This window comes from Rubrivivax albus, from assembly GCF_004016515.1.
Classification (GTDB): Bacteria; Pseudomonadota; Gammaproteobacteria; order Burkholderiales; family Burkholderiaceae_C; genus Rubrivivax; species Rubrivivax albus.
Genome location: NZ_SACT01000005.1, coordinates 262,670 through 289,051, shown reverse-complemented (window position 1 = coordinate 289,051; position 26,382 = coordinate 262,670). Strand labels below are relative to the sequence as shown.

26 protein-coding genes and 1 pseudogene are annotated in these 26,382 nt (G+C 69.2%); 12 read left to right on the top strand and 15 right to left on the bottom strand.

The window, feature by feature from the left end:
- Positions 1 to 92 precede the first annotated feature (92 nt).
- From ENE75_RS16445 to ENE75_RS16435, 3 genes are read left to right on the top strand one after another with little or no spacing between them, the layout of a single operon-like run.
- Complete coding sequence (locus ENE75_RS16445; protein WP_128199399.1) at positions 93 to 776, top strand: heavy metal response regulator transcription factor; 684 nt, start codon at positions 93 to 95, stop codon at positions 774 to 776.
- Positions 766 to 2,247 carry a heavy metal sensor histidine kinase gene (locus ENE75_RS16440; RefSeq protein ID WP_128199398.1) on the top strand — a complete coding sequence of 494 codons (1,482 nt, stop codon included), beginning with the start codon at positions 766 to 768 and terminating at the stop codon, positions 2,245 to 2,247. The genes ENE75_RS16445 and ENE75_RS16440 overlap by 11 nt, the downstream gene beginning before the upstream one ends.
- A 1-nt stretch (position 2,248) precedes the next feature.
- Positions 2,249 to 2,731 (top strand): c-type cytochrome, encoded by a 483-nt coding sequence (locus ENE75_RS16435; protein ID WP_128199397.1) that lies wholly within the window; start codon positions 2,249 to 2,251, stop codon positions 2,729 to 2,731.
- Between the two features lie 669 nt (positions 2,732 to 3,400).
- Here ENE75_RS16435 and ENE75_RS16425 read toward each other — a convergent pair.
- From ENE75_RS16425 to cadR, 10 genes are all read right to left on the bottom strand, one after another.
- Positions 3,401 to 3,718, bottom strand: a complete 318-nt coding sequence (locus ENE75_RS16425) for a YnfA family protein (protein ID WP_128199396.1) — start codon at positions 3,716 to 3,718, stop codon at positions 3,401 to 3,403.
- A 427-nt stretch (positions 3,719 to 4,145) separates the two neighbouring features.
- Positions 4,146 to 4,682, bottom strand: a complete 537-nt coding sequence (locus ENE75_RS16420; RefSeq protein WP_128199395.1) for a hypothetical protein — start codon at positions 4,680 to 4,682, stop codon at positions 4,146 to 4,148.
- A gap of 5 nt (positions 4,683 to 4,687) precedes the next feature.
- On the bottom strand, positions 4,688 to 5,074 hold the full coding sequence (locus ENE75_RS16415) for a hypothetical protein (protein ID WP_128199394.1): 387 nt from the start codon (positions 5,072 to 5,074) through the stop codon (positions 4,688 to 4,690).
- Positions 5,075 to 5,122: 48 nt separating this feature from the next.
- Complete coding sequence (locus ENE75_RS16410) at positions 5,123 to 8,242, bottom strand: efflux RND transporter permease subunit (RefSeq protein ID WP_128199393.1); 3,120 nt, start codon at positions 8,240 to 8,242, stop codon at positions 5,123 to 5,125.
- Positions 8,242 to 9,381 carry an efflux RND transporter periplasmic adaptor subunit gene (locus ENE75_RS16405; RefSeq protein WP_128199392.1) on the bottom strand — a complete coding sequence of 380 codons (1,140 nt, stop codon included), beginning with the start codon at positions 9,379 to 9,381 and terminating at the stop codon, positions 8,242 to 8,244. Before ENE75_RS16405 ends, ENE75_RS16410 begins: the two co-directional genes overlap by 1 nt.
- Positions 9,378 to 9,881 carry a hypothetical protein gene (locus ENE75_RS16400; protein ID WP_233259126.1) on the bottom strand — a complete coding sequence of 168 codons (504 nt, stop codon included), beginning with the start codon at positions 9,879 to 9,881 and terminating at the stop codon, positions 9,378 to 9,380. Before ENE75_RS16400 ends, ENE75_RS16405 begins: the two co-directional genes overlap by 4 nt.
- An 86-nt stretch (positions 9,882 to 9,967) precedes the next feature.
- Entirely contained in the window at positions 9,968 to 11,191 is a 1,224-nt protein-coding gene (locus tag ENE75_RS16395) for a TolC family protein (RefSeq protein WP_233259125.1), read from the bottom strand.
- A gap of 208 nt (positions 11,192 to 11,399) precedes the next feature.
- Positions 11,400 to 11,762 (bottom strand): DUF2946 family protein, encoded by a 363-nt coding sequence (locus tag ENE75_RS16390; RefSeq protein ID WP_128199389.1) that lies wholly within the window; start codon positions 11,760 to 11,762, stop codon positions 11,400 to 11,402.
- A 68-nt stretch (positions 11,763 to 11,830) separates the two neighbouring features.
- Positions 11,831 to 12,544, bottom strand: a complete 714-nt coding sequence (locus ENE75_RS16385) for a transglutaminase-like domain-containing protein (protein ID WP_128199388.1) — start codon at positions 12,542 to 12,544, stop codon at positions 11,831 to 11,833.
- 115 nt (positions 12,545 to 12,659) lie between these two features.
- Positions 12,660 to 13,106 (bottom strand): Cd(II)/Pb(II)-responsive transcriptional regulator, encoded by a 447-nt coding sequence (gene cadR / locus ENE75_RS16380; protein WP_128199387.1) that lies wholly within the window; start codon positions 13,104 to 13,106, stop codon positions 12,660 to 12,662.
- A gap of 95 nt (positions 13,107 to 13,201) precedes the next feature.
- On the opposite strand from cadR, the gene ENE75_RS16375 reads away from it, so the two are divergent.
- The 3 genes from ENE75_RS16375 (at position 13,202) to ENE75_RS16365 (ending at position 18,374) form a co-directional block, all read left to right on the top strand.
- Complete coding sequence (locus tag ENE75_RS16375; RefSeq protein ID WP_128199386.1) at positions 13,202 to 15,451, top strand: heavy metal translocating P-type ATPase; 2,250 nt, start codon at positions 13,202 to 13,204, stop codon at positions 15,449 to 15,451.
- 209 nt (positions 15,452 to 15,660) lie between these two features.
- Positions 15,661 to 16,974, top strand: coding sequence for a recombination directionality factor (locus ENE75_RS16370; protein WP_128199385.1), 1,314 nt, complete (start codon positions 15,661 to 15,663; stop codon positions 16,972 to 16,974).
- Positions 16,971 to 18,374, top strand: coding sequence for a metallophosphoesterase family protein (locus ENE75_RS16365; RefSeq protein WP_128199384.1), 1,404 nt, complete (start codon positions 16,971 to 16,973; stop codon positions 18,372 to 18,374). Before ENE75_RS16370 ends, ENE75_RS16365 begins: the two co-directional genes overlap by 4 nt.
- Positions 18,375 to 18,545: 171 nt before the next feature.
- On the opposite strand, the gene ENE75_RS16360 is transcribed toward ENE75_RS16365, so the two are convergent.
- The 4 genes from ENE75_RS16360 to ENE75_RS16345 are packed head-to-tail and all read right to left on the bottom strand — an operon-like array spanning position 18,546 to position 21,047.
- Entirely contained in the window at positions 18,546 to 19,667 is a 1,122-nt protein-coding gene (locus tag ENE75_RS16360) for a trans-sulfuration enzyme family protein (protein ID WP_128199383.1), read from the bottom strand.
- Positions 19,668 to 19,707: 40 nt separating this feature from the next.
- Entirely contained in the window at positions 19,708 to 20,025 is a 318-nt protein-coding gene (gene sugE, locus ENE75_RS16355; protein WP_128199382.1) for a quaternary ammonium compound efflux SMR transporter SugE, read from the bottom strand.
- Between the two features lie 23 nt (positions 20,026 to 20,048).
- Positions 20,049 to 20,399 (bottom strand): antibiotic biosynthesis monooxygenase family protein, encoded by a 351-nt coding sequence (locus tag ENE75_RS16350; RefSeq protein WP_128199381.1) that lies wholly within the window; start codon positions 20,397 to 20,399, stop codon positions 20,049 to 20,051.
- A 12-nt stretch (positions 20,400 to 20,411) separates the two neighbouring features.
- Positions 20,412 to 21,047, bottom strand: a complete 636-nt coding sequence (locus ENE75_RS16345) for an FMN-binding negative transcriptional regulator (RefSeq protein ID WP_128199380.1) — start codon at positions 21,045 to 21,047, stop codon at positions 20,412 to 20,414.
- A 116-nt stretch (positions 21,048 to 21,163) separates the two neighbouring features.
- Here ENE75_RS16345 and pdxR point away from each other — a divergent pair, with 116 nt between their 5' ends.
- A complete protein-coding gene (gene pdxR, locus ENE75_RS16340; RefSeq protein WP_128199379.1) occupies positions 21,164 to 22,651 on the top strand; it encodes a MocR-like pyridoxine biosynthesis transcription factor PdxR in 1,488 nt (495 codons plus the stop codon).
- Positions 22,652 to 22,855: 204 nt separating this feature from the next.
- Positions 22,856 to 23,023, top strand: a pseudogene (locus tag ENE75_RS16335) (AAA family ATPase); the annotation flags it as partial.
- 54 nt (positions 23,024 to 23,077) lie between these two features.
- On the opposite strand, the gene merR reads toward ENE75_RS16335, so the two are convergent.
- The gene (merR, locus tag ENE75_RS16330) at positions 23,078 to 23,485 is read right to left on the bottom strand and encodes a mercury resistance transcriptional regulator MerR (protein ID WP_112190007.1); all 408 of its coding nucleotides are present in this window, start codon (positions 23,483 to 23,485) and stop codon (positions 23,078 to 23,080) included.
- A 72-nt stretch (positions 23,486 to 23,557) separates the two neighbouring features.
- Between merR and merT the strand changes: the two genes are divergently transcribed.
- From merT to merA, 4 genes are read left to right on the top strand one after another with little or no spacing between them, the layout of a single operon-like run.
- On the top strand, positions 23,558 to 23,908 hold the full coding sequence (gene merT, locus ENE75_RS16325; RefSeq protein ID WP_112190006.1) for a mercuric ion transporter MerT: 351 nt from the start codon (positions 23,558 to 23,560) through the stop codon (positions 23,906 to 23,908).
- 13 nt (positions 23,909 to 23,921) lie between these two features.
- Positions 23,922 to 24,200, top strand: coding sequence for a mercury resistance system periplasmic binding protein MerP (merP, locus tag ENE75_RS16320; RefSeq protein WP_112190005.1), 279 nt, complete (start codon positions 23,922 to 23,924; stop codon positions 24,198 to 24,200).
- 25 nt (positions 24,201 to 24,225) lie between these two features.
- Positions 24,226 to 24,633: an organomercurial transporter MerC gene (gene merC / locus ENE75_RS16315; RefSeq protein WP_112190004.1), complete on the top strand. Its 408-nt coding sequence runs from the start codon at positions 24,226 to 24,228 to the stop codon at positions 24,631 to 24,633.
- 37 nt (positions 24,634 to 24,670) lie between these two features.
- Positions 24,671 to 26,356, top strand: coding sequence for a mercury(II) reductase (gene merA, locus ENE75_RS16310; protein ID WP_112190003.1), 1,686 nt, complete (start codon positions 24,671 to 24,673; stop codon positions 26,354 to 26,356).
- Positions 26,357 to 26,382 lie beyond the last annotated feature (26 nt).

The following is a 26,382-nucleotide window of genomic DNA, read 5'->3' as shown; positions in this document are numbered from 1 at the left end:
TGACGCCTTCATTACGATCACGTCATGTGTTTGTCATGTGCTGGAAAGCCGCGCCCGACTAGCCTCGGTCTGCACGAGGAGGACGAACGACCATGAAGCTGCTGGTCATCGAGGACGAAGCCATCACCGCGGATTACCTGCGCCAGGGGCTCGGCGAGGCAGGATTCGTCGTCGACCTGGCCCGCAACGGTCTGGACGGCCACCACCAGGCCATGACCGGCGACCACGACCTGCTGATCCTGGACGTGATGCTGCCGGACGTCGACGGATGGCGGATCCTGAAATCCTTGCGCGACGCCGGCCGCGAGACGCCGGTTCTCTTCCTGACCGCGCGCGATGGTGTCGAGGACCGTGTCCGGGGTCTGGAGGCCGGGGCCGACGACTACCTGGTCAAGCCCTTCGCCTTCTCCGAACTGCTGGCCCGCGTGCGCACGCTGCTGCGGCGCGGCAACGCGGCCCCCGTCGCCGAGCGCATGGAGGCGGCGGATCTGGTGCTGGACGTGCCGCGGCGCCGAGCCACCCGCGCGGGCAAGCGCCTGGTGCTGACGGCCAAGGAATTCGCGCTGCTGGAACTGCTGATGCGCCGCCGCGGCGAGGTGCTGCCACGCTCGCTGATCGCGTCGCAGGTCTGGGACATGAACTTCGACAGCGACTCCAACGCCATCGACGTCGCGATCCGGCGCCTGCGCGCCAAGGTCGACGACGACTTCGAGCCCAAGCTGATCCAGACCGTGCGCGGCATGGGCTACATGCTGGACCTGCCCGATGCCGAATGAGTCGGCGCGCTTGCGGCCGTGGTCGCTGGCATTGCGCATCACGCTGGTGGTCAGCCTGACGATGTCGGTCGTGTTCGCCGCCAGCGCATGGCTGGTGTCCCGATCGATCGAGGGACACTTCGAGGAACTCGATTTCGGGGAACTGCAGGCCGTGACGGACTCGCTCGGTCAGGCGCTGGCTGTGGAGCCGAATGGCAGCGCGTTGGCGCTGCGCGAACGGGTGGCCCAGGCGGTGGCCGGTCACCACGGGGTGTACTTCGCGGTCCTCGACGGCCGCGATCAGCCGATCTATGCGCGGGCGCCGGATGCGCTGCTGGACGCTGCCCGGCGTGCGGAGCCTGTGCGGCGCCTTGCGCCTGAGCGCCTGGCCGCCTGGTCGGTAGGCGCCGACACCTATCGCGGCGGCGTGCTCACGGTCAGCGGCCATCGGGTGCTGGTGGCGGTGTCGACCGATGCACACGAGCACTACCTGGCCCGGCTGCGGCAGGGCCTGTGGCGGGGGGCGCTGGCCGCCACCGCGCTGGCGGTGCTCGCCGTGTGCATCGCCGTGCGCTGGGGCCACGCGCCGATCCGGCGCATCGGGGCCAGCATGCGCGGCGTGACGTCCGACAACCTCGACCTGCGGCTGGAACCCCAGTCCGTTCCCGCCGAACTGACTACCCTGGTGACGTCGTTCAACGCCATGCTGGACCAGCTGCAGGCGAGCTTCGAGCGCCTGTCGCACTTCTCGGCCGACATCGCCCACGAGTTGCGCACACCGGTGACCAACCTGATGACGCAGACCCAGGTCGCGCTGTCGAAGGAACGTTCCCCGGTGGCGTATCGGGAGGTGCTCTACACCGGGCTGGACGAGCTGGACCGCATGCGAAAGATGATCGGCGACATGCTGTTCCTGGCACAGACCGAGAACCCGCGACGGCGGCTGCAGACGGCGGAAGTCCGGCTCGAAGCCGAGGTTCAGGCCGTGTTCGACTATTTCGAGGCCTTGAGCGAGGAGGCCGGCGTGGGCCTTCGGCTGGACTCGACGCAGGGTGGCGTGCCGGCCGCGGCCGGCGACCGCGGCATGCTGCAGCGCGCGATCAGCAATCTGGTCGGCAACGCGCTTCGCCACACCGAACGCGGCCAGACCGTGGTCGTCCGGCTGCTGGCCGAAGCCGGTTCGGTTCGGGTCGAGGTGGAGAACCCGGGAGCGGCCATCGATTCAACCCACCTGCCGCATCTGTTCGACCGCTTCTACCGCGTCGATCCGGCCCGCCACCGCGAGGGCGAAGGCGCCGGCCTCGGCCTGGCCATCGTCAAGGCCATTGCAGAGGCGCATGGCGGCGCGGTTGGAGTTTCGTCGTCGGACGGCATGAACCGGTTCTGGCTGCAGTTGCCGGTGGCGCGGCCGGCTCCGTTGTCGTTCATGTTGGCTGCACAGGCTGCGCGCGGAGGTGCGCACAAGACCGACCCACATGACTTGGAGGCATGAGATGAAGACGACAACGATGCTCGTCTTGGTGGCCGTCGCACTGGCGGCCCTGGGCAGCGCGGCCTGGTGGGCGCAGAACGACAACGTGGCCGCGAGCAGCGAAGAGCGCATGACGCTTAGACCCGCGGATTCGCAACTGACCGCCCGCGGGGCTTCGATCTACGCAGCGCAGTGCGCGTCCTGCCACGGTGCGAATCTTCAAGGCCAGCCGAACTGGCGCGAGCGCGGGCCCGACGGCCTGCTGCCCGCGCCGCCGCACGACGCCAGCGGCCACACTTGGCACCACCCAGATTCGGTGCTGATCCGGATCACCCGCGACGGCGTGGCGGCAGTCGCCGGCGATCCCAACTACCGTACCGCGATGCCTGTCTACCGTGGTCTGATGAGCGACGAGGACATCGTCGCCGTGTTGTCTTGGATCAAGTCGCGATGGCCATCGGACGTGCGGGCCAAGCATGACCAGATCAATGCGCAGTCGCGCTGACAGTCCAGAGCGAACGACTCATTCCGGGAGTCGAGACCGGCGAGACGTATGTCGCCATGGAGCCGAGTGCATGTCCTGCCCCACACGGCCCGAACGCCCGCAGTCAATGTGGTGCCGACTTTTGGCGCGCATTGATCATCGGGCCGGTCCTGACAAGTTGACCGAGGCTGGGCCCTGCGAGCCGCGATCTCGGTGCTGCACCGCATAGTCCAAGGTCACATTTACAGCGACCTTCGCGAGCTGCGTCGGAGAGCCGCAGTCCCGGTGCCTTCCATGACCAGGACGAAGGTTGGATCCCTCGTGATCCCGCAGCGATTGAAGACTTTCGGATCGATTTGAACGGCAACGCGGCGGCTGCCGATCAACGCCTGAATCCGGGGCAAGCAGCAGGGCTGTCGCACAGGCCGAGGGTCGTTTGTGGCTGTGGTCAACCGATGCTCCGATGCCAGACCTGCCTGAGGTCACTGCGCGACTGGAGTCCAGGATCTGATCCGGCGCCCAGCAAGCCTTGATCGACGACTTCATAGTGGCCTCCTGACCTGACGGCACGGATCCGTTCTTCATCGCCGATCACGGCAGCGGACATGGGCCATTCGCAAGCCAGCTCGCAGAGGCTCAACCGCGACGACCTGCTGACCCCGTTCCCGACTCCATGGCGAGGGTAGGCCGTCAGCGCGGCTGGAACATGATGATGCCCATGCCCGTCAGTGCCACCGCCACACCGGCGACGTCCCACGCGGTCGGCCGGATCCCGTCCACCGCCCACAGCCACCCAAGAGCCACCGCGATGTAGACGCCGCCGTACGCGGCATAGACGCGGCCGGCGGCAGTCTCGTGCAGCGTCAGCAGCCACGCGAAGAGCGCAAGGCTGGCGGCCGCCGGCACCAGCAGCCAGATGCTGCGGCCCTGCTTGAGCCACAGGTACGGCAGGTAGCAGCCGACGATCTCGGCCAGCGCGGTGGCCAGGAACAGCGCCAACGTCTTCATGGAATCGGTGTCCTGCCCTGTCTCCATGCGAGTGAAGGCGATGCTCGCAGGGGATGCGGGCGTGTCTGGGTCATCGGCTCGCGGCGGTGGCGGTGGCGGTAGGTAGGGTGCGGGGACATCAACGCGACCGGCACATGATGTTCATGTTCCAGGCCTCGCGGGCGCGCAGGTTCATGCTCCATCGCATCGTACGCGCCTCAGTCTGCGGTCCACGCACCAGACCGTGCGCGCGCCAGAACCGAGAGCACGGGCCAGACGCTCCGCGTGTGGCGCCCGCGGCGCCAGCTGGTCACCACCGAACCAGCTGCGTCCGCCGCATGCCGAGAGCAACGGTCCAGTCGACCATGGTCTTGAACGCGAACCAGACCAGCCGCGCAGCAAGGAGTTTCGCGGCGTTGCGTGTGTTCACGCGACCAGACTCGCGCCGTCAACGCACGGCCAGGTCGGCCACGAGTCGCGACTTCAGCGCCCGCTCGCGCGTGGCGCTCTCGGGCTCGGTCACCCAGCTGTAGCTGCTCTTCCAGGACCACACCACGCCTTCGAACCTGACGAAGCGCACCTCGCCGGCCCGACCGTCGACGGTGGTCGTCTGGCGCTGGCTGTCGAACTCGAATGCGACGGTGTGCCGCCCTGGCTTGAACCGGAACCGCACCATCGTGTTCGGGAGCGTCTCGACACCCGCGGCGCTGTCGCCTTGAACGGTCACGAAGTTGCGACCGTCCGCCCAGTTGCGCCGCACCACGTAGACGGTCAGCGCGTCGGGATCCGGCGTGAACCGCTTGGCTGCCGCGTCAGCGTCGAGGCTCGGAACTGGCGCCTTGGTGCAGGCGATGATCCGTCCCTTGTTGGTCTGGTGGCAGTACGGCACTTCGGCCGTCGGGTTGGGTGGCGGTGGCGTCGCGCAGCCGGCCACCAGGCCAGCCGCGACGAGCGCGGAAGCCACCAGGAGTCGGTGGGTTCTCATGGATTTCACTTCAAGGTGAACCGCGCGGTGGCCGGCTTGCCGCCCACCGTCACCACGGCGACCGCCTTGGTGCCCGGGCCGACCTTGAAGCTGCCGGTGGCCTCCAGCTTGTCGCCGGCCGGTTTCAGGTCGACCTCCTGCTTCTCGGCGCCGGTCAGCAGCGTCACCTTGGCGCTGGCCTTGGAGACGTCGGCCGACTTGCCGTTGTCGCGCAGGTACAGCTGGATCGCCGTGGGCTTGGCGACGAGTTCGTAGTCCATGTCCTTGACCTCGACGACCACGCCGCCGTGCATCGGCTTGTGTTCGTGGGCATGGTCGTGCTTCTCGCCGGCCGCATGGACGGTGCCGGCAGCAGCCAGGGCGATGGAGGCGATGAGGGTGAGCAGCTTCATGGGAGTCCCTTCAAGGGTTGGGTGGCGGGTTGGGTGGGGGAACGGGTGTCAGAGCGCCTCGGCGTCCTTGTCGTCCATCAGCGCTTCGGCGCTCCTCCGACCGAAGAGCCAGAACATCGCGGGCGTGAGGAAGGTATCGAGCAGGGTCGAGCTGATCAGGCCGGAGAAGATCACCACGGCCACCGGGTGCAGCACCTCGGTGCCGGGGCGCTCGGCCTCGAAGAGCAGCGGTGCCAGCGCGAAGGCCGTCACCAGCGCGGTCATCAGCACGGGGCTCAGCCGCTCGAGCGAGCCGCGCAGGATCATCTTCGTGTCGAAGGCCTCGCCCTCGAAGCGCATCAGGTTGATGTAGTGGCTGACCTTCAGGATGCCGTTGCGCACCGAGATGCCGGCCAGCGTGATGAAGCCCACCAGCGCGGCCACGCTCAGCGGCTGGCCCGACAGCCAAAGCCCGATCACCGCGCCGACCAGCGCGAGCGGGATGTTCACCATGATCAGCGCCGAGAGCGTCGTGGACTTGTAGCGGCTGTACAGCACCACGAACATCAGCACCAGCGACACGATGGACAGCAGCCCGACCAGGCGTGACGCCTCCTCCTGCGCCTGGAACTGGCCGCCCAGGGTGATGAAGTAGCCCTCGGGCAGCTTCGTCTCGGCCACCACCTTGCGGATGTCGGCGACGATCTCCGACAGCGCACGGCCCGAGGCGTTGGCCGACAGCACGATGCGCCGCTTGCCGTCGTCGCGGCTGATCTGGTTGGGGCCGTCGCCGTCTTCGATCGTCGCTACCTTCGACAGCGGAATGCGGCCCGTCGGCGTCTCGATCAGGATCTGGCTGAGGCCCTCGATCGAACGCGCCGACTCCGGCAGCTTGACCACCAGCGCGAAGCGCCGGCCGCCCTCGACGATCTGCGTGACCTTCTCGCCCTCGACCAGCGCCTGCAGCGTCGCCAGCACCTGCGGCGCGGGCAAGCCGTACTGCGCCGCGGCAGCATAGTCCACCCGCACCTTGATCTGCGGCGCCAGCACCTGCTTCTCGATCTGCAGGTCGGCGATGCCGGGAATCGACGCCAGCTTCGCGCGCAGCGCGTCGGCCTGGCCGCGCAGCGCATCGAGGTCCTCGCCGTAGATCTTGATGGCGATCTGCGAGCGCACGCCCGAGAGCATGTGGTCGATGCGGTGCGAGATCGGCTGGCCGATCTCGATGGCCGCCGGCAGGTTGGCCAGCTTCGCGCGGATGTCGGCGCGGATCTCGTCCATCGGGCGCGTCAGCTCGGAAGCCGGCTTCAACCCGACATCCAGCTCGCTGACGTGCACGCCCTCGGCATGCTCGTCGAGCTCCGCCCGCCCGCTGCGCCGGCCGACGTGCGTGACCTCGGGCACCTGGCTGACCAGGATCTCGGCCTGACGCGCGAGCGCGGAGGTTTCGGTCAAGGTCACCCCGGGGTTCAGGCGCAGGCCGACGAGCAGCGTGCCTTCGTTGAAGGGCGGCAGGAAGGTGGTCGGGAAGAACGGCACCGCCACGGCCGCCGCGACGACGGCCGCGCCGGCCGCGGCCAGCGCCGCCTTCGGCCGGTTCAGCACGCCCTCCAGGCTGCTGCGGTAGCGGGCCTTGAGCCAGGCGAGCACCTTGGTGTCTCCGTGGTCCAGGTTCTTCATCCGCGGCAACAGGTAGAAGCTCAGCACCGGGGTGATCGTCACCGATACCACCAGCGAGGCCAGCGTCGAGACGATGAAGGCGATGCCCAGCGGCACGAACAGCTTGCCCTCCAGCCCCGGCAGCGCGAACAGCGGGATGAAGACGAGCACGATGATCACGGTCGCGTACAGGATCGCCGAGCGCACCTCCATCGTGGCGTGGGCCACCACCTCGATCGGGTGCAGCCGGCTGTTCGGGTGCTTGGCGCGGTCCTCCTTCAGGCGCCGCAGCACGTTCTCGACGCCGACGACCGCGTCGTCGACCAGGCCGCCGATCGCGATCGCCAGGCCGCCCAGCGTCATCGTGTTGATCGACAGCCCGAAGTAGCGGAAGACCAGCGCGGTGATGAAGATCGACACCGGAATCGCGGTCAACGCGATGATGGTCGGCCTCAGCGTGCCGAGGAAGAAGAACAGGATCACCGCGACGAACACCGACGCGCCGATCAACTTGCCCTGCAGCGTGGTGATCGAGGCCTCGATGAAGCTGGCCTGGCGGAAGGTGACGCGCGGTGCCTCCATGCCCGCGGGCAGCGACGCCTTCAGGCCCGTCAGTGCCTCCTCGATCGACTTCGTGAGTGCGATCGTGTCGGCGGTCGGCTGCTTCTGGATGCCCAGGATGACCGCCGGCTTGCCCTCGTAGCCGGCATCACCGCGCTTGATGGCTGCCGCGAACGTGACCTCGGCGATCTGCCGCAGCAGGATCGGCTGGCCGTTGCTCGCGCCGAGCGCGAGGTTCTTCAGGTCGTCCAGGCGCGAGGTGCGGCCGAGGTTGCGGATCAGGTACTCGCGCCCGTTCAGCTCCAGGAAGCCGCCGGACGTGTTGGCCGAGAAGCCCTTGAGCGCCGCCTCCAGCTGGTCGTGCGTGATGCCGAGCTCGGCCATGCGGGCCGTGTTCGGCTGCACCTGGAACTGGCGCACCTCGCCCCCGATCGGGATGACCTGTGCGACGCCCGGCACCGACAGCAGCCGCGGCCGCAGCACCCAGTCGGCGTACTCGCGCACCGCCATCGGGCTGATCTTCTGCGGATCGACGGGGATCGCGATCTGCATGATCTCGCCCATGATCGAGCTGATCGGACCCATGCGCGGCACCACGCCCTCGGCGATGCCTTCCTCCATCGACGCCAGGCGCTCGGCCACGAGCTGCCGGGCGCGGAAGATGTCGGTGTTCCAGTCGAAGGTCACGTAGAGGAACGAGAGACCCGCCGACGACGTGGAGCGCACCGACTCCACGCCGGGCAGCCCGTTCATCGTCGTCTCGAGCGGGAAGGTGATGAGCTGTTCCACCTCCTCGGCGGCCATGCCGCCGGCCTCGGTCATGATCGTGACCGTGGGCTTGTTGAGATCGGGGAAGACGTCCACCGGTGTCCGGGACAGGGTGAACGCGCCATAGGCCATCAGCACGACGCTGGCGATGATCACCAGCAGCCGGTTCGTCAGGCTGTTGTCGAGGAGCCACTTGAACATCAGCGCACCTGATTGATCAAGGTGGCGCCCTGGGTGGCCACGCGATCACCGGCCTTCAGGCCCGAGGTCACGGCGACGTTGACGCCGTCCAGCGGCTCGACCGTCACGGTGCGCGGCTCGAAACGCTCAGGCGCCGTCTTCACCCACACGATGGTCTGGTTGGCCGGGTTCTTCATCAGCGAGGACACCGGCACGGCAACGCCTTGCACCTTTTCCTTGCCCTGCACGAAGACGCGCACTGGCTGGCCGACGGCCAGCGACGACAGCACCTTGCCCTCGGCACGGAAGCCCAGCGGCAAGGCCTGCTCGCGCAGGCTGCGCGCGGCGCCGATGAAGGCGAGCGGCACGCGCTGGTTGCCCACCGCAAGGCTGGCGCTGCCGACGTTGCCGGCCAGCGCCGCATCGAAGGCCAGCGCCTCGATGCGCAGCCGCGCCGGATCGACGATCTCGAACAACAGCTCGCGCGCATCCACCACCTGGCCGGCGACGACATGCGCCGAGGCGATCACGCCCGAGACCGGCGCCACCAGCGCCTCGCGCGACGCGAGGCCGGTGCCGACGGCGGCGATGCGCTCGGCGAGGCTCTGCGCCTCGCTCTCGGCGGCCTCGATGTCCTTGCGGGGGACGGTGTCGGCCAGTTCCTTCAGGCGCGCGACGCGCTTGTCCGCCAAGGACTTCGCGGCCCGCAGTTCGGCCAGCTGCGCGGCCTGGTTCGAGCGTTCGATCGGCGCGGCCGACGGCACCACGTAGGCCAGCACCTCGCCCTTGCGCACCGCCTGGCCGGCGTTGGGCAGGCCGCGCGGGCCGGGTTCGATGCGGCCGGCGTTCAGCGGCTGCACCTTGCCGCCGGCGTTGGGGTCGATGACCACCTTGCCGTTCAGCTCGAACGAGCGCGGCAGCTCGGCGGCCTCGGTGAGCAGCGTGCGCACGCCGAGCTGGCGCTGCGCTGGCTTGGGCAGGAAGACGCTGCCGTCGGGCTGGCGCTGTGGGCCGTTGGCGTTCGGTGTGGCGGGGGCATCGCCATGGTCATGGCCCGGACCGGCGAGAGCCGGGCTTGACAGTGCCAGGGTCAGCGCGAGAGTCAGTGCCCCGGCGGCCGGGCGCGCCCAGCGGCGCGTCGAGAGGATGTTCGAAGTCATGCGACGGCTCCGGTGGTGCGCTGGCGGCCTGCGGCGATGCGGCGGCCGATGAGGATCAGGGCGATCAGGGCGGCCAGGGCGCCGGCGCCCCAGCCGGCGTACTCCTTCCACGAGTGCACATGCGCGGCCTCGTCGGCGTGCGCCTCCTCGTGCAGGTCGAGCTCGCCGGCCAGGAGGTCGATCTCCTGGCCGGCGGTGACGGTGGCCGTGATCGGCAGCACGCCCGGCTTGGGCTGGGCAGCGAGCACGACCTCGAAGACGTCCTCGTGCTTCTCGGCGTTGAGCTTGGTGCCGGCGATCTCGATCTCGATCTGTGCGTCGGTGACGGGCGCGTTGTCGGCCGTGCGGTCCAGGTACAGCGTGATTTGCTTGCCGTTCAGCACGCCGACCAGCTCGAAGGTCTCGGAGACCGCCGTGAAGCGGGGCAGCGCGGGGCCGGTGGACGTCGGGGCAGCGTCGCCGTGATCGTGGCCCTCGCCGGCGTGAACCAGCGGGGGCATCAGAAGGGCCGCGACTGTAGCGAGCGCGGCAAGGAGGGAAGAAGTTGTCATGGTGGGGATCTGAATGAAGAGGGTGTCGGTGGGGCTCACTGCGGCAGCAGCCCCAGCGCCTGGCGCCAGGCCGAGATCGCGGCGGCCAGTTCGATGCGGCCGCGCGCAGCCTGGCGCTCGGCCTCGGTGGCCTCCGCGTCGATGCGCAGGCGGGTCGGCAGGTCGGTCTCGCCGAGGCGGAAGGACTTCTCGAAGAAGCCGCGCGTCTCGCGCGCCAGGGTGGCGCGGCGCTCCGCAGCGGCGAGTTGGCTGCGTGCCGCCTGCACGCGCGCCGTGGCAGCCTCGCGTTCCGACTCCAGCCGCGCGCGGTCCAGCGCCAGCTGCGCCTGCGCTTCGGCCGCATCGGCGCGGGCGCTGGCCACGCGGGCGTCGTGCCGGGGCCCGGCGCCGAACGGGATGCGCACGGCCAGCGTGACCGTCTGGCCGTAGCGTTCGCCGCTCGCGCCGCGGTCGCGTGTCGTCGCGAGCGTCAGCTCCGGATTGGCGCGCGATTGCGTCGAGGCCAAGGCCGCGGCGCGCTCCGCGACGGTCGCCCGGTCCCTCAGTTCGGCCAGCGCAGGATGCGGCGGTGGCTCGGCGGCGGCCGGGGGCTCGGGCTCGGCCACGGCGCTCGCGGTGGCCACGGGCGCCCAGGTGCCACCCGCCAGCGACTTGAGCTGCTGCAGGGCCACCGTCGTCCCGGCCTCGGCCTGCGCCACGGCGGCTTCGGCCGCGGCCACGGCGCCGTCGGCCTGGTGCTGGTCGGCCCGTGCCAGTTCACCGGCCTTCGCGCGGCGCGCCACGTCGGCCGCGAGGCGGCGGGCGCTGTCGAGTTGCGCGCGGGCGATCTCGGCTTCGACGCCGGCGCGCTGCCAGTGCCACCAGGCCTCGCGCACCGAGGCGGCCAGGCGCAGACGCGCGGCCTCGGCCCGGCTGTCGAGGGCGGCGGCCTCGGCATCGGCGAGTGCGCTGGTGTGGCGTCGCTCGCCGGGCAGCCACAGCGGTACCGCGACGCCGACCTCGAGCTCCCGCGCGCCGTCGTTGCGCGTGAGGCGGTCGGTCTTGTGGCTGGCTTCGAGTGCCGGTGGCTCCGGCGTCCAGGCCTCGGCGGCCCGCCGTTGGGCTTGCACGGCGTCGCGGCGCGCCTGGAGGGCGATCGATTCGGGCTGGCGCGCCCAGGCGGCTTCGAAGAGGTCCTTGAGGCTCTGCGCGGCCGTCGTCTGCGCCGCGGCAGCGCCGGGCGCGAACTGCAGCCAAGCGGCGACGAGCGCCGCTGCCAAGCCGCCAAGCCGGGAGGCCTGGCGGGTCTGTCGATGTGTTCGTGTTCTCGGATGCATCCGATGCTCCAGTGCTGTGGGAAGGACACGGGAGACCGGCGAGCGGCGACCAGGCGGTCGCGCCGACCCGAGCGGAACTGCGCCCGGTGCGTCGGGGCAGCGCGCTCAGGCGCGGACGGGGTTCAGAAAGGGGAGAAGCCCGCCTCGCCGATCAGGCGAGGCACGCCCACTGGGGGCGTTCGGGCTGGGCCGGCAGGTGCTCGGCACTGGGTGCCTCGGCCAGCCCCGGCGGCGCACTGCCCACGGCGTACGTCTTCAGGCCGGCGGGAACGTCCAGCATGCCGGCGCAATGGCCATGGCAATGGCCGCAGTCGAAGTCGGCCGCGGTCGACGCCGAGCCGTCGGACTTGGCCTTGTCGCTGGCGCTGGCCCCATGCTGGTGATCGGCATGGTCGTGATGGCCGACATGGTCTGCCGAAGCGCCCGACTCGTGCATGCAGTAGTCGGCCACCGCCGCCCAGGAGAACTGGAGCGGCAGCAGGACCAGCAGCACGATCGCGAGCCAACGACGCATGGGGGCGGAGTGTAGCGGCTACAGGGTTGACGGTAACGGGACAGGGCCGTGGTCTGTCGTGACGCAGGTCACCAGCGGCCAGCGCGCACGCGTGCCACGGTGTCGTTCATCCAGTGCCGCACGGCATGCACGAACAGCCAGCGCTTCAGGCCGCCGAGGTTGGAGCCGTGTCGCGCGTAGAAGGCGTCGGGATCGTCGAAGGTGCCGAAGTCGTCGACGATGCCATCCTTCTGGATGAAGGTGTCTTGCCCGCGCCACTCCACGGGCGGGGCCGAGAGGTCCGGCGTGGCGGCCCCGTAGCCGCAGAAGCGCTTGGCGCCGGGGAAGCGGCGCTGCAGGCTGCCCAGGTAGTCGGCATCGAGGATGAAGCCTTCGAGGTTCACCCACCGACCCTCGAACCACACCTCGACCCAGCTGTGGATGATGCGTCGGGGCGCCAGGCGATACGCCAGGCCCGTGATCGCGCCGCGCTGCAGCGCCTTGTCGATCGTGAAGCCGTGGAAGCGGCACGGCACTCCGGCGGCACGGAGCAGCGCCATCAGCAGCGCGCTCTTGGTGTTGCACTGGCCGATGCCGTCGGCCAGCACGCGCGAGGCGGGCATCTCGTCGCCCTCGTTGTAGCCGAAGGCGATCTCGTTGCGCACGAAGTCGTAGATCGCGCCGATCCGATCGTGCAGCGGCAGCTCGCGCCAGCCGCGTGCAGCCACGAGGGCTTCGAGCGCAGGGGCCTGGTGGTCGAGGAGGCGCGTGGGCCGCAGGAGCGGGGAGAGGGCGTCGGACATGGCAGCGGGGCAGTTCGGTTGGCGTGCCGCCATTGAAGACCCTGAAGCCAGTTCAGAGTCAAGCAGCCGGGTGGCTGCCCGGAAGCGGGGGCGCAGCGCGCGGCGTCCGCGCCGCTCAGTGCGCCCCGTGCACGTGGCGCCGCTTCCCCGGCGGCGCCGGCCTGGCCGTGGCGGCGCGATCGAGGCCGCCCAGGATGCCGCACTCCGACACGGTGTGCGGCGCGCTGCAGCGTGCACGCAGTGCCTTCAGATCCTTCTCGAGCGCGCGCAGTTCGCGGATGCGCTGGGTGACATGGCCGATATGCGCATCCAGCAGCGCGTTGACCTCCCCGCAGTCCCGGGAAGGCGACTCGCGCAGCACTATCAGGGCGCGGACCTCGTCCAGTGCCATGTCGAGGTTGCGGCACTGGCGGATGAACGCCAGCCGCTCGACGTGTGCCGGCAGGTAGACCCGGTAGTTGTTGTCGGCCCTCGCGGGCGGCGGCAGCAGGCCTTCGCGCTCGTAGAAGCGGATGGTCTCCACCGGTGTGCCGGTGGCCTCCGCCAGTTCGCCGATCTTCATGGCAAGCCCTCGTCCGATTCCGCAAGCGCAGGAGCTTGACTCTATACCGGCTTCAGGGTTTGAAATGCAGGCATCGTTCAAGGGCCACACCTGTCATGAGCCACACATCCCCTGGGCACGGCGTTGCCGTGGCCAGCAACGAAGCCGGTTGCGGCGCCTGTTGTACATCAGCCCCTGCTGTGCCGGGAGACGCTTCGCCCCCGCGCGGGCGCAGCTTTCGCATCGCCAGCATGGACTGCGCGGCCGAGGAATCCGAGATCCGACGGGCGCTCGAACCCATCCAAGGCATCCGTGGCCTGCGGTTCCAGCTGGGCCGGCGTCAGCTGACGATCGATGCCGACGAGGCGGTGATGCCGCAGGCGCTCGAAGCGATCCGACGGGCCGGGTTCGACCCGCAGGCGGTCCAAGGCGCTTCGGAAGTGCAAGCGCATGCGCCGGGCCATGACCACCACCGCGGCCACGACCACGACGATCAGCAAGGTGCGTGGCCCAGGCTCGCCGGCGCGCTGCTGCTGGCCATCGGTGCCGAGCTCGTCGGCTACTTCGCGCCGGAGACGCTGGTGTGGCGGGGCGCCGGCCTGGCCGTGGCCGCCGTCGCCATCTGGCTGGCCGGCTTCGACGTCTACAAGAAGGGTCTGGCGGCGCTGCGCCGCGGCCGGCTCAACATCAACGCGCTGATGACGGTGGCGGTGACGGGCGCCTTCGTCATCGGCCAGTGGCCCGAAGCCGCGATGGTGATGGCGCTGTACGCCATCGCCGAGGCCATCGAGGCGCGTGCGGTCGACCGGGCGCGCAACGCGATCAAGGGTCTGCTCGCGCTGGCGCCCGAAGAGGCTTCGGTCCGGCAGCCCGACGGCAGCTGGGCCACGCAGCCGGTGGGCGAGGTGGCCGTGGGTGCGCTGCTGCGGGTGAAGCCGGGCGAGCGCGTGCCGATGGACGGCGTTGTCCGTTCCGGCCAGACCAGCATCAACCAGGCGCCGGTGACGGGCGAGAGCATCCCGGTCGACAAGGGCGCAGGCGATCCCGTCTTCGCGGGGACCATCAACGAGTCGGGCACCTTCGAGTTCGAGGTCACCGCAGCCGCCTCCAGTTCGACCCTCGCCCGGATCATCCATGCCGTCGAGGAAGCCCAGGCCACGCGCGCGCCGACGCAGGGCTTCGTCGACCGATTCGCGGCCGTCTACACGCCGGCCGTCTTCGTCATCGCGCTGGCGGTGGCGCTGCTCGGCCCGTGGATGCTTGGCTGGACCTGGCTGCAGGCGGTCTACAAGACGCTCGTGCTGCTCGTCATCGCCTGCCCGTGTGCGCTGGTGATCTCCACGCCGGTGACCATCGTCAGCGGCCTCGCGGCCGCCGCGCGGCGCGGCATCCTCATCAAGGGCGGCATCTACCTCGAGGAAGCCCGCAAGCTCAAGGCCATCGCCTTGGACAAGACCGGCACCATCACCGAGGGCAAGCCGCGGCTGGTGGACTGGAGCGTGGTGGACGCCGGCACGGATCCGGCAGTGGCCGAGCACATCGCGGTCGTGCTCGCCAGCCACTCCGACCACCCGGTCTCCAAGGCCATCGCGGCGGGGCTCAAGCCCAACAGCGTCGAGGCTTGGAACTTCACGGCACAGTCAGGTCGCGGGGTACAGGCGGAGGTCGATGGTGTGACCTACGTCCTGGGCAACCACCGGCTGATCGAGGAGCGCGGCCAGTGTTCCCCGGCGCTGGAGGCGCAGCTGAAGCGGCACGAAGAGGCGGGCCGCACGGTCACGCTGCTTGCCACGCCCGAGCAGGTCATCGCGCTGTTCGCCGTCGCCGACACCATCAAGCCCTCGTCGCGCGAAGCCGTGGCGTCGCTGCGGGCGCTGGGCATCACGCCGGTGATGCTGACCGGTGACAACCAGGCCACCGCCAGCGCCGTCGCCCACGAAGCCGGCATCGAGCAGGCGCGCGGCAACCTGCTGCCGGAGCACAAGCTCGAGGCGATCAAGGCGCTGCAGCGCGAGATGGGCCCGACGGCGATGACCGGCGACGGCATCAACGACGCGCCGGCGCTGGCGCAGGCCGACATCGGGGTTGCGATGGGCGCCGCCGGCACCGACACGGCGATGGAAGCGGCCGACGTCGTGGTGATGAACGACGACCTGCGGCGCATCGCGGAGACGGTCCGACTCTCCCGGTCGACCCACGCGGTGCTCTGGCAGAACATCGCGTTGGCGCTGGGCATCAAGGCGGTGTTCCTCGTGCTGGCCGTGTTCGGCAGCGCGACCATGTGGATGGCGGTGTTTGCCGACATGGGGGCGAGCCTGCTGGTCGTCGTCAACGGGCTGCGGCTGCTGCGCCAACGACCCGAGTGAAGGACCCGGGCCGGAACGGCACGAGCCACCGATCCGATGACCGCTCCGACGAGCGAGAAGGGCCGCTCGCGGGGCGCAAGCAGGTGCATATCGCTGCCGCGCGAAGGACTGCGGGTCGTGTCAGTCGGAGCGGCAATCGAGGTTGAAATCCGAGACCGAGGCGGGACGATGGTTCGTCGGAATCCCCCGACGCCCACCGAGGAACGCCGATGGCCTCTTCACCATCCCCCGATCCCCGGCCCGCCGTCGTGCTGCACGGCGGGCCCACCGCTCTGCCGACCCTGCTGGGTAACGGTACAAACGGAACGCCCCGCCTGCCCACGGGCGGCAAGATCCGCGCGGGCATCAAGGTCCTGACGCGGCGGGCTGCCGAGGTGCCGCGTGCGCAGGCGATCTACGAACAGGGCCTGAACCAGGGCCAGTCGTTCGACCAGATCGAGCGTGCGCTGGCCGAGGCCTGCCCTGAGCTCAAGAGCCCGCTCGTTCCGCGCAACGTGCCGTGGTTCACCGTGCGGACCCAGGACTTCCCGAACCCCGAACTGGCGACACAGATCCTCGGCCTCCATGGCGAGGACCGCGGCGAGGGCCGGCGCCTCTACCGCTTCCCGGTGGTGTTCCCGACCGATCGCTGGCAGAGCGTGATGCCGCATGAACTGGCCACCTGGGGTGCGCAGGACAAGCGCTTCTGGTCGGAGTATTCGACCGACGGACGATGGCGCCACTGCATGACGCACGCGCCGGTGCCGGTGGACGCGACCGGGCGCCGCACGGTGCGGCTGTTCGGCGGCCGCAAGGCGATTCCGCGCGAGGACAACGGCGGGCTGTGCCAGCCGGAGTCCTGCCCGGAGTACCAGCAGCGGCAGTGCAACCTCACCGGACGCTTCCTGTTCTTCATCCCCGGCATCCGCTCGATCAGCGCCTTCGAGCTGCACACGCGCAGCTTCTACGCGATGAATGCGGCGATCCGCACCTTCGAGACCGTGGCGTTCCTGCGGGGCGGCCGGCTCGCCGGATTCCTGGACCGCCAGGGCACGCCGTTCTACCTGACCAAGCGGCTGATGGAGGTGGCGCACATCGATGACCATGGGCGGCCTGTCCGGGTGCCGCAGTGGATCATCGAACTGGAAGCGCCGGTCGACGTGGCGACGCTGATGCGGGAGCAGGACGATCAGGACACCGTGCTCCTGCAGGCCGATGTTGCGGCCCGCGTGCTCCAGGGGCACCGGGAGGACGCTTCCTCGACGCCTGGGGAGGGGCCGGAGTCCGTCGACGAACCTGTGGCTACGAGCGACTCCACGGCAGACGGCATGCCGCCCACGCTGGAGCATGTGCTCGGGCGGCTGGCCGCGATGGGCGTGCCTGCGCAGACCTGGATGAGCTATGCGGCCACGCGCTGGGGTCCCGGGTGGAAGCTCAATCCGCAGGGGCGGCAGCGGGCCTTCGGCGAGCTGGAGCGCTTCCGGAACGATCCGAAGGGCTACGCGGACAAGGTCAACGCCGAACTGCAGCAGGTGGCATCGTGAGCGCGCCGGGACGACTGCCAGGCGGAACCGGTGCACACCGTGCGGAGGTGCCGTGCATCCCGGATGGGCATCTGCGAGCGCACGGTTCGCCCCGTCAGGCGCATCGCGTGGGGGTGGCGCATCTGTCCGACCTGCACTACGGGCCGCGCCACCTGGAGGAGGCCGATCGCTGCTTCTCGGCGGCCGTGGACCGCGCCATCGAACTCGCCGTCGACGTTGCCGTGATCTCCGGGGATGCCACCGATCACGCCCTGGACCTGCATGCGCCCGCAGCGTTGCGGCTGCTGGCGCAGGTGCGGCGGCTGGCCGATCATTGCCCGGTGCTGATGCTCCAGGGCACGTGGTCGCACGAGCCGCCCGGCACGCTGTCCGTGTTCAGGATGCTGGGAAGCCGCCATCGGGTCTTCGTCGCGGACCGGATCGGTCAGGTGGCGTTGATGGGCTGCGCATCGTCTCGGGACCTGTCGGCGACCGATGCGTCTGCTGCCGACCTTTGGACCGCATCCGAAGGCCCACGATTCGCGGAGGTGCCGCCTGGCGCCAGGGCACTGTTCACCTGCATCCCGTCGATCAACAAGGCGGCCGTCGCGGCAGCGGTCGGCGCCACCGCTGCCGCTGAGGCCCAGGGCGAGCGCCTGGCCCGGCTGCTGCAGGGCTACGCCGGCATCCACGGCGTAGCCCGTGCTGCCGGCGTGCCGACGCTCGCGGTGTCGCATGGCACGGTCTTCGGCTGCGTGACCGAGCACGGCGTGCCGATGGCCGGGTTCGACCACGAGTTCACCACCGGGGCGCTGTTCAGCACCGGCGCGCAGGCCACCTTGCTCGGCCACATCCATCGGCACCAGGCCTGGATGCAAGGGGAGGGCGACCGGCGCCAGTGCATCGCCTACGCCGGGTCGATCGGTCGCTTCCACCACGGTGAGCAGGGCGACAAGGGGTTCCTGCTGTGGGAACTCGGACCGGATGGAGTGGACTGTCGCCTCGAACCGACTCCTGCGAGACGGACGCTGGACATCGTGTTCGAAGGCCGGCCCGACCTGGACCAGTTGCGAGAGGCGGTTCGGGCGCAGGAACTGGCCGGCGTCAGCGTGCGGGTCCGATGGACCGTGGCCGACGAGGACCGGCACGAGGTGGACCGCGGTGCCATCGAGCATGCCCTGTCCGGCGCCGCCGATGTCCGGCTCGAAGGGCGGATCGTGCCCGTGGTGCGCACCCGCGCGCCCGGCATCTCGCAGCTCGTCAGCCTGACCGACAAGGTCAGGGCCTGGGCCACGGCGACGGACGTCCACGCGGCGCCGCTGCTGGAGTGCCTGGAGCGGGTGACGACGACCGAACCCGAGGACATCGTCGCGGAGGCCCTGGCGCCGCGTCCCGACGAAGGTTCGGGAGCTGCTGCTTAGCGCAAGCGGCCGCTGGTTTGCAGAAAGTGGGCGCTTTGCCTGCGCCCAACCTGACCCGCTGACGACCCTAGGCAGTCACTTGGTGTCTGGAGAACCAGACCTTCGTCAAGTGACCCATCGCCCCGATCGTTGCCGCTGGCGAGTCGCATTTGCGAGCCATGAACAGCGCTGTCATGGCATCGACGCGGCCAAGGCACTATCGAGATCTCGCCACAGATCCTCCGCATCCTCGATGCCGACACTGAGGCGCAGCAGCGAAGGCGGCAGATGACCCTGACCCGGGATCGCCGCTCGTCGTTCCATCGTCGACTCGACAGCTCCCAAGCTGGTCGCGTGCCGAATCAGACCCGTGCGTCGGCATACGGCGTCGGCTGCCGCAGCGCCCCCGCGGACATCGAACGAAATGATCGTCCCGTAGCCCTTGAGCACACGCCTCGCCGTCGCATGGGTTGGGTGTGACTCCAGCCCCGGATAGCGGACCAACTCGACCGCCGGGTGCACAGCCAGTCGCTCGGCCAACGCCATCGCCGACTGCTGGGACCGCTCCAGCCGCAGCGCCATCGTCCGTGCGCCGCGCACCGCCAGGAAGGACTCCAGCGTGCCTGGCGTCGCGCCTCTCAGTTCGCGCGACTTCTTCAGTGCGTGCCAGAACGCTTCGTCGCTTGTCGTCGCCACGCCGGCGAGCAGGTCGGAGTGTCCGCCGATGAACTTGGTCGCCGACTGCAGCGACACCGTCGCGCCAAAGTCAAGCGGTCGCTGATTCAGCGGCGTGGCGAACGTGTTGTCGACGGCCACCACAGCGCCCGGCTTGCGAGGCGCGGCGCAGATCGCCTCCAGATCCGCCACACCCAGCAGCGGGTTCGACGGCGACTCCAGCCAGACGAGGTCGGCCGAGCGGCAAGCGTCGACCCATCCCGGCGTGTCGTGAAGGGCGACGCGCCGCACCGACCAGCGGCCGCGTTCAGCGCCGGCCGCCACCAGACCGGCGACACCCTGGTAGCAGTCGTCGGGCAGCACCACCGCCGCGCCGGCGTGGAGTTGGTCGAAGACGGCGGCAATGGCCGCCATGCCTGAGGCGAAGGCCACCGCCCGCCCCGACTCCAGGCCGCCGACGAGTTCTTCCAGTGCTTCCCAGGTCGGCGTTCCATCGTCGCGCGAATACTCTCGCTTGCCGCCGATGATGAAGTTCGACGCGGGCACGAGCGGCACGTTCAGGGACGCGCCAGGCTCCGAGGAGCGGCCGGCCGTGACGAGCCAGGAGTTGGGGTGAAGATGGGTGGGGTGTGGGTTCATGCTCTGTTCTCTCGGCGGCGACTTGAAACTTACGGATGCATCAGGCGCTGGCCAACTTCAGTCCGACGATGCCGGCGACGATGAGGCCCAGGCTCGCCAGCCGCCCGGCCGTGGCCGGCTCTGCGAACAGCACCATGCCGAGGATCGCCGTGCCGACGGCACCTACACCGACCCACACCGCGTACGACGTCCCGACCGGCAGCGTCTTCATCGCCACGCCGAGCAGCGCGACGCTGAGCACCATGGCCCCGATCGTGAACACGCTCGGCCACAGTCGCGTGAAGCCCTCGGTGTACTTCAAGCCGATGGCCCAGCCCACTTCGAGCAGGCCCGCGATGATGAGCAACAGCCACGCCATGGGCGCATCTCCTTCCTTCTCGTTCAGTCCTGCCCGGCGGTCGACGCCGGGCCTGAAGCGTGGGCGAGAGGGTGGGCAATGCCACCATCGCCATAGCTTCGCAGCACCTGCGCGATGGTGATGTGATAACCCCGGATCCAGCGGCTCTGCAGGTTCTTGGCGGCGCGGTGCTGTGGATGCTCGACGAGCTGCTGCAGGGCCTCCAGCGTCTGCCAGTAGTACACGGTCGAGATCAGTCCGGTTGCCGGGTTCTCCCAGGCTTCCTCGCCCAGATATCCGGGAATCGCCTTGGCGATCTCGGCGATCGCCTGGTCGCGGCGATGGAACTCGTCGTCGTAGTCGCCCTTGGCGAAGGTGAAGGTCGCGCTGTACACCGGTGGGTCCTTTCAAGCGTCCGGCTTGGCAGTGTCCCGCATGGCTTGCGCGAGGCCGGTTTTGCCGACCGACTCCAGGCCCCGGATGGCGCCTTCACGATCCTCTGTCCGATGGTGCTGGTTCAGCTTGCGCTTGCCCTCCAGGCGGGTGAGGCGGATCTCGAGTCCGACGATGTTGCCAAGTTGCATGGCGAGATAGTCGGCGGGTGCGTCACCCATCTTCCACGGCACGGTCTGATCGGCCTCGTGCTTGCGGGTCAGCCGGGCGACGACGCCTCTGACGAACTTCTCGTCGTCGCGGATGTGGATCGTGCCGTGCGCGTGCACCACCTCGTAGTTCCAGGTCGGCACGAAGCGATGCGTCTCCTGCTTGCCCGGGTACCAGTTCGGCGAGATGTAGCCTTGAACGCCGCGGAAGACGACGAGGACCTTGGCGCCGTCCTCGATCTCGCGCCAGACCGGGTTGTTGCGCGCGACGTGCGCAATCAACGTGCCGTGCTCGCCTTGATCAGCGTCGAGCAGGAACGGCAGGTGGTCGGCTTCCATGCCGGTACCCGTGTTGCGCACCATCATGCCCAGCGAGTTCTCGCGAACGATGCGGTGCAGTTCTTCGATACGAGGCTCGACAAATTGGCTGGGAAGGTACATGGCGGGTCCGACAGGTTCAGCGACTGGGTTGTTGCATCGTGACGCCCGCACTGTGCACCGAAGCCGGCCTTGCGAAAATAGCCAGTTCTCGTCAATCTCGCTGGACCAGTTTTCTGATGCCCCCCGATCTTGACCGTCGACGCGGACTCAGCCGCGCGCTGTACGAGGAGATCCGAGCCCGCATCGCGGACGGCACCTACGCGCCCGGCGTGCCGTTGCCGTCTTCGCGCGCCATGGCGGCCGAGCGGGGCCTGTCGCGCGGCACTGTGACGCTGGTCTACGAGCAACTGGCGGCCGATGGCTTTATCGACACGCGGCCCGGCGCCACGAGCCGGGTGGCCGCAGGCGCATCGGCCGCGCTTCATCGCACGGCCGGCAGACGTAAGCAGCGCAGCGACGCGGGTCGGCCGGCGGGGAGGCTGTCAGCGGTCGGCCGCCGTATCGCGGCCATGCACATCCGTGATGCCGGTCCGACGGCGCCCGCAGAAATCGACTTCGTCTACGGCCCGCTGGCCGGTGGCGACTTCCCGACCCAGACCTGGCTCAAGGCGCTTCGGACGGTCGAGCGGCAACGCGTGCATCGGCTGGAGTACGAGGACCCACGCGGCAACCTCGGACTGCGCCGCGCCCTGCAGACGCATCTGAGCCGGACCAAGGGCGTGGCCTGCAGCGCCGACCAGCTCATGATCGTCAGCGGCTCGCAGCAGGCGCTGGACCTGTGCGCCAAGCTGCTGGTCGATCCCGGAGATGGTGTGGTCGTGGAGAACCCCGGCTACCGGATGGCGCACCACGCGTTCGAAGCCTGCGGAGCCAAGCTGCTCGGTGTCGACGTCGACGACCATGGACTGCAAACCGACGCGCTCGCTGCGCTCGGTCCTGCGTGCGTGGCCTACGTCACTCCCACCCATCAGTTTCCGCTTGGGTCCTTCCTGACGGTGGCCCGGCGACGCGCCTTGCTGGCCTGGGCTGCCGCGAGGCATGCGTGGATCATCGAAGACGACTACGACAGCGAGTACCGCTACTCGGTGCGGCCGGAGGAGACCCTGCTGTCGCTGGACCATCGCGGCTGCGTGATCCACGTCGGCACCTTCTCCAAGACGCTGTCGCCGCAACTTCGGCTCGGCTACATGGTGCTGCCGCCGAGCCTGGTGGAGATCTTCGTGGCCGCCAAGCGCGTGGTCGATCGACACGCCGCCACGGCCGCGCAACGGGCGTTGGCGCTGCTGCTGGAAGACGGCAGCTACGACCGCCATGTCCGTCGCATGCGGCGGCTGCAACAGGCCCGGCAGCGCGCACTGACCGACGCGCTCGAATGGCACATGGGGGATCGCGTTCGGATCCAGGGCGCGGCCAGCGGCCTGCATCTCCTGGCGTGGATTCCCGGGCTGCCGGCGAGCGCCGAGTCGGCGCTGGTGCAGGCGGCACGTGAGCGTGGGGTGCGGGTGTATCCCGTCGGACCGCTGTACCTGCCCACGTGTGCCCGGTCACGACCAACGATCCCGCGTCCCGCGGGACTTGTCATGGGCTATGCGCTGCTCAGCACTGAAGCGATAGAGGGGGGCGTGCGACGCCTCAAGACGGCCATGACCGCCGTGGAAGGTTGAGTCAAGAAGCGAATCGCCAAGGCTCGACGGATGACTGCTGTCCTGCGCTGGCGCAAGTGTCTGCTCCTGGTCGTCTGTGTGAGTCAGTTCGCCCGATTCGATTGCGCGGGCCCGGATCGTCAGCGATCACTCGGCGCATAGACCTTGATTCCGGGAGTCTGAGGGGCAATCTGCTCGGATTCCCAATCCAGAACAGGACGCATCATGCAACCTCTCTCACTCAGGCTCCGGGGCTTCCGGGGCATCCGCGACGGCCTCGGGCTGGAAGAGCTGACCCTCGATCTGGAGCGGCTGGCCGATGGTGCTGGGCTGGTCGCCATCGCCGGCGCCAACGGCCGCGGAAAGTCCACGGTGATGGACAACCTGCACCCCTTATGTTGAATTCGCTGCGTCAACAATCGTCCAACACGCGGCGTTTCACTTGTTTCACTGCCTCTGCAGGGTGGTTATCAACGGGCACGACAACTTGCCCCGCATCGAGCAGCAGTCGCGGACGAGGACGGCCAGCGCCGACTCGATCCGGCGCAGGTCTTTCAGCTTCTTGCGCACATCGCCGAGCTTTGCTTCGGCGAGCTGTCTCGCCTCGTCACAGTGCGTGCCGTCGTCCAGTTTCAGCAAGCCCGCAACCTCGTCGAGGCTGAAGCCAAGGCGCTGTGCGGCCTTCACGAACCGCACCCGCGCCACGTCCTTCGCCTCATAGCGCCGAATGCGGCCGTAGGGCTTGTCCGGCTCGGGTAGCAGCGCGCGGCGCTGGTAGAAGCGCACGGTCTCCACGTTGACCCCGGCCGCCTTGGCGACGGCCCCGATCGTCAGTCCCTGCTGATCGCTGTCCATCCCGCTTGACTCCGTACATGAGTACGGAAATAAGCTTACGCCATCGTGTCCCCGACACACCGAGGAAAGTGCATGACGGAATCGCAGACCGGGCGTGGTGCGCTCTTCGCCGGCGGACTGGCCGCGTTCCTCGCGTCAACCTGCTGCCTGGGCCCGCTCGTGCTGGTGGCCCTGGGCTTCAGCGGCGCGTGGATCGGCAACCTAACGGCGCTGGAGCCCTATCGCCCGTTCTTCATCGGCGCTGCGCTTGTCGCCATGTATTTCGCGTGGCGTCGCATCTATCGACCGGTGCAGCAGTGCAAGCCGGGCGAGGTGTGCGCGATCCCCCAGGTGCGGTCCACCTACAAGGCCGTCTTCTGGTTCGTGGCCGTGCTGGTGCTGATCGCGCTGGCCTTCCCCTATGTCCTTCCGCTGTTCTACTGACCAGGAGTGCTCCATGAAGAAGCTGATCTTGATCGCGGCCCTCGCCATGTCCGGCGCGGCCGGTGTCCAGGCAGCGCCGCAGACCGTGACGCTGGACGTGCCGGGCATGACCTGCGCGGCGTGTCCGATCACGGTGAAGAAGGCGATCTCGAAGGTCGACGGCGTGAGCAAGGTCGACGTGAGCTACGAGAAGCGCCAGGCCATCGTGACCTTCGACGATGCCAAGGCCAACGTGCAGAAGCTGACCGCGGCGACCGAGAACGCGGGCTATCCGTCCACCGTCAAGCGCTGAAGCCGCAGCGATCGAGGAGGACAATATGAGCGTCATGACGCGGGTCGCGGACAAGGCCGGAGCGCTGGGCAGCATCGTCTCGGCGATGGGTTGCGGGGCTTGCTTCCCGGCCCTGGCCAGCCTTGGCGCAGCACTCGGGCTCGGCTTCTTGAGCCAGTTCGAGGCCGTGTTCGTCACCGTGCTGCTGCCGCTGTTCGCGGCGCTGGCGCTGCTGGCCAACGCGCTGGGCTGGTTCAACCACCGCCAGTGGCACCGCAGCGTGCTGGGCATGGTCGGCCCCGCCATCGTGCTGGTCGCCAGCTTCACCGTGGCCGAGAAGCTTCTCTACGTGGGCCTCGCGACGATGGTCGCGGTGTCGGTGTGGGACTTCGTCTCGCCGGCGAACCGGCGCTGCGGTCCGGATGGCTGCGCAGTCCCGCCCAAGCACGCCTGAAGCCTTCACGCTGCGACTCCACCAGAAAGGCATTCCGATGACCGAACTCGCGATCAGCGGCATGACCTGCGAGTCGTGCGCCGCGCACGTTCGCCAGGCCCTGGAGAAGGTGCCTGGTGTGCGTTCGGCGCAAGTGTCCTACCCCAACGGAACGGCGCGCCTCACCCTTGCGACTGACACACCCGTGGCGGAGCTCGTGTCGGCCGTGGCCGCCGCCGGATATCGCGCTCGCGTGCCCGAGGCTGCCTCCGGTCCGTCGCGCGACGGATTCCTCGATAGGGCACGCAGTTGGCTTGGCAGTGGCCAGAAGGAGCGCAGCGGCGGCGATGCGTCGCACGTTGCCGTCATCGGCAGCGGCGGCGCCGCAATGGCCGCGGCGCTCAAGGCGGTCGAACGCGGTGCGCGGGTCACGCTCATCGAACGCGGCACGATCGGCGGCACCTGCGTCAACGTCGGCTGCGTGCCGTCCAAGATCTTGATCCGCGCCGCGCACGTCGCGCACCTGCGGCGACGCAGCCCGTTCGACGCTGGCGTCTCCGCTGCCGAGCCGATCATCCTGCGCGACCGGCTGCTCGCGCAGCAGCAGGCGCGGGTGGACGAACTGCGCCACGGTAAGTACGAGAGCATCCTGCAGGGCACACCGGCCATCACGGTCGTGCACGGCACGGCGCGCTTCACGGATGCCCACTCGTTGACGGTGACCCTACGCGACGGCGGCGAGCGGGTCGTGCCGTTCGACCGCTGTCTGGTGGCTACCGGTGCCAGCGCGGCGGTGCCGGCGATCCCTGGCCTCGCAGACACGCCGTTCTGGACCTCGACCGAGGCGCTGGCCAGCAGCGAGACGTCGCCGCGGCTGGTTGTGATCGGTTCGTCCGTCGTCGCAGTGGAACTCGCTCAGGCCTTCGCGCGCCTGGGCAGCCAGGTCACGATCCTCGCGCGCAACAAGCTGTTCTTCCGCGAGGACCCAGCCATCGGCGAGGTACTCACCGCCGCGTTCCGCGAGGAAGGCATCGAGGTGCTCGAGCAGACGCAAGCCAGCCGCGTCGCTCATGCTGGCGGCGAATTCGTGGTGATGACGAACCACGGGGTACTGCGCGCCGACCGGCTGCTGGTGGCCACGGGACGCACGCCGAACACGGGCGCGCTCAACCTCGAAGGCGCCGGCGTGAAGGTGGACGGTCGGGGCGCCATCGTGGTCGACGGCCACATGCGCACCAGCGCACCGAACATCTATGCCGCAGGCGACTGCACCGATCAGCCCCAGTTCGTGTACGTCGCGGCCGCCGCAGGCACGCGGGCGGCGATCAACATGGCTGGCGGCAATGCAGCACTGGACCTGCGCGCGATGCCGGCTGTCGTGTTCACCGATCCGCAGATCGCGACGGTTGGTCTCAGCGAGGCCGAAGCGCACCAGGGGCGGATCGAGACCGACAGCCGCACGTTGACGCTCGACAACGTGCCGCGCGCGCTGGTCAACTTCGACACGCGCGGCTTCATCAAGCTCGTGGCCGAAGCGGGCACCGGCCGGCTGCTGGGCGTGCAGGCGGTCGCCGCCGAAGCCGGCGAGGTCATCCAGACCGCCGCCATTGCCATCCGTGCCGGCATGAGCGTGCACGACCTCGCCAACCAGTTGTTCCCGTACCTGACGATGGTCGAAGCCCTGAAGCTCGCGGCGCAGACCTTCACCAAGGACGTGAAGCAACTGTCGTGCTGCGCCGGCTGAGCTCAGCGGGACTTGAACAAGGAACG

What these genes read in the sequence shown, in the direction of transcription:
- ENE75_RS16445 (WP_128199399.1), top strand. Translation starts at nt 93, where the DNA reads ATGAAGCTGCTGGTCATCGAGGACGAAGCCATCACCGCGGATTACCTG.
- ENE75_RS16440 (WP_128199398.1), top strand. Translation starts at nt 766, where the DNA reads ATGCCGAATGAGTCGGCGCGCTTGCGGCCGTGGTCGCTGGCATTGCGC.
- ENE75_RS16435 (WP_128199397.1), top strand. Translation starts at nt 2,249, where the DNA reads ATGAAGACGACAACGATGCTCGTCTTGGTGGCCGTCGCACTGGCGGCC.
- ENE75_RS16425 (WP_128199396.1), bottom strand. Translation starts at nt 3,718, where the DNA reads ATGAAGACGTTGGCGCTGTTCCTGGCCACCGCGCTGGCCGAGATCGTC.
- ENE75_RS16420 (WP_128199395.1), bottom strand. Translation starts at nt 4,682, where the DNA reads ATGAGAACCCACCGACTCCTGGTGGCTTCCGCGCTCGTCGCGGCTGGC.
- ENE75_RS16415 (WP_128199394.1), bottom strand. Translation starts at nt 5,074, where the DNA reads ATGAAGCTGCTCACCCTCATCGCCTCCATCGCCCTGGCTGCTGCCGGC.
- ENE75_RS16410 (WP_128199393.1), bottom strand. Translation starts at nt 8,242, where the DNA reads ATGTTCAAGTGGCTCCTCGACAACAGCCTGACGAACCGGCTGCTGGTG.
- ENE75_RS16405 (WP_128199392.1), bottom strand. Translation starts at nt 9,381, where the DNA reads ATGACTTCGAACATCCTCTCGACGCGCCGCTGGGCGCGCCCGGCCGCC.
- ENE75_RS16400 (WP_233259126.1), bottom strand. Translation starts at nt 9,881, where the DNA reads ATGCCCCCGCTGGTTCACGCCGGCGAGGGCCACGATCACGGCGACGCT.
- ENE75_RS16390 (WP_128199389.1), bottom strand. Translation starts at nt 11,762, where the DNA reads ATGCGTCGTTGGCTCGCGATCGTGCTGCTGGTCCTGCTGCCGCTCCAG.
- ENE75_RS16385 (WP_128199388.1), bottom strand. Translation starts at nt 12,544, where the DNA reads ATGTCCGACGCCCTCTCCCCGCTCCTGCGGCCCACGCGCCTCCTCGAC.
- cadR (WP_128199387.1), bottom strand. Translation starts at nt 13,106, where the DNA reads ATGAAGATCGGCGAACTGGCGGAGGCCACCGGCACACCGGTGGAGACC.
- ENE75_RS16375 (WP_128199386.1), top strand. Translation starts at nt 13,202, where the DNA reads ATGAGCCACACATCCCCTGGGCACGGCGTTGCCGTGGCCAGCAACGAA.
- ENE75_RS16370 (WP_128199385.1), top strand. Translation starts at nt 15,661, where the DNA reads ATGGCCTCTTCACCATCCCCCGATCCCCGGCCCGCCGTCGTGCTGCAC.
- ENE75_RS16360 (WP_128199383.1), bottom strand. Translation starts at nt 19,667, where the DNA reads ATGAACCCACACCCCACCCATCTTCACCCCAACTCCTGGCTCGTCACG.
- sugE (WP_128199382.1), bottom strand. Translation starts at nt 20,025, where the DNA reads ATGGCGTGGCTGTTGCTCATCATCGCGGGCCTGCTCGAAGTGGGCTGG.
- ENE75_RS16345 (WP_128199380.1), bottom strand. Translation starts at nt 21,047, where the DNA reads ATGTACCTTCCCAGCCAATTTGTCGAGCCTCGTATCGAAGAACTGCAC.
- pdxR (WP_128199379.1), top strand. Translation starts at nt 21,164, where the DNA reads ATGCCCCCCGATCTTGACCGTCGACGCGGACTCAGCCGCGCGCTGTAC.
- merR (WP_112190007.1), bottom strand. Translation starts at nt 23,485, where the DNA reads ATGGACAGCGATCAGCAGGGACTGACGATCGGGGCCGTCGCCAAGGCG.
- merT (WP_112190006.1), top strand. Translation starts at nt 23,558, where the DNA reads ATGACGGAATCGCAGACCGGGCGTGGTGCGCTCTTCGCCGGCGGACTG.
- merP (WP_112190005.1), top strand. Translation starts at nt 23,922, where the DNA reads ATGAAGAAGCTGATCTTGATCGCGGCCCTCGCCATGTCCGGCGCGGCC.
- merC (WP_112190004.1), top strand. Translation starts at nt 24,226, where the DNA reads ATGAGCGTCATGACGCGGGTCGCGGACAAGGCCGGAGCGCTGGGCAGC.
- merA (WP_112190003.1), top strand. Translation starts at nt 24,671, where the DNA reads ATGACCGAACTCGCGATCAGCGGCATGACCTGCGAGTCGTGCGCCGCG.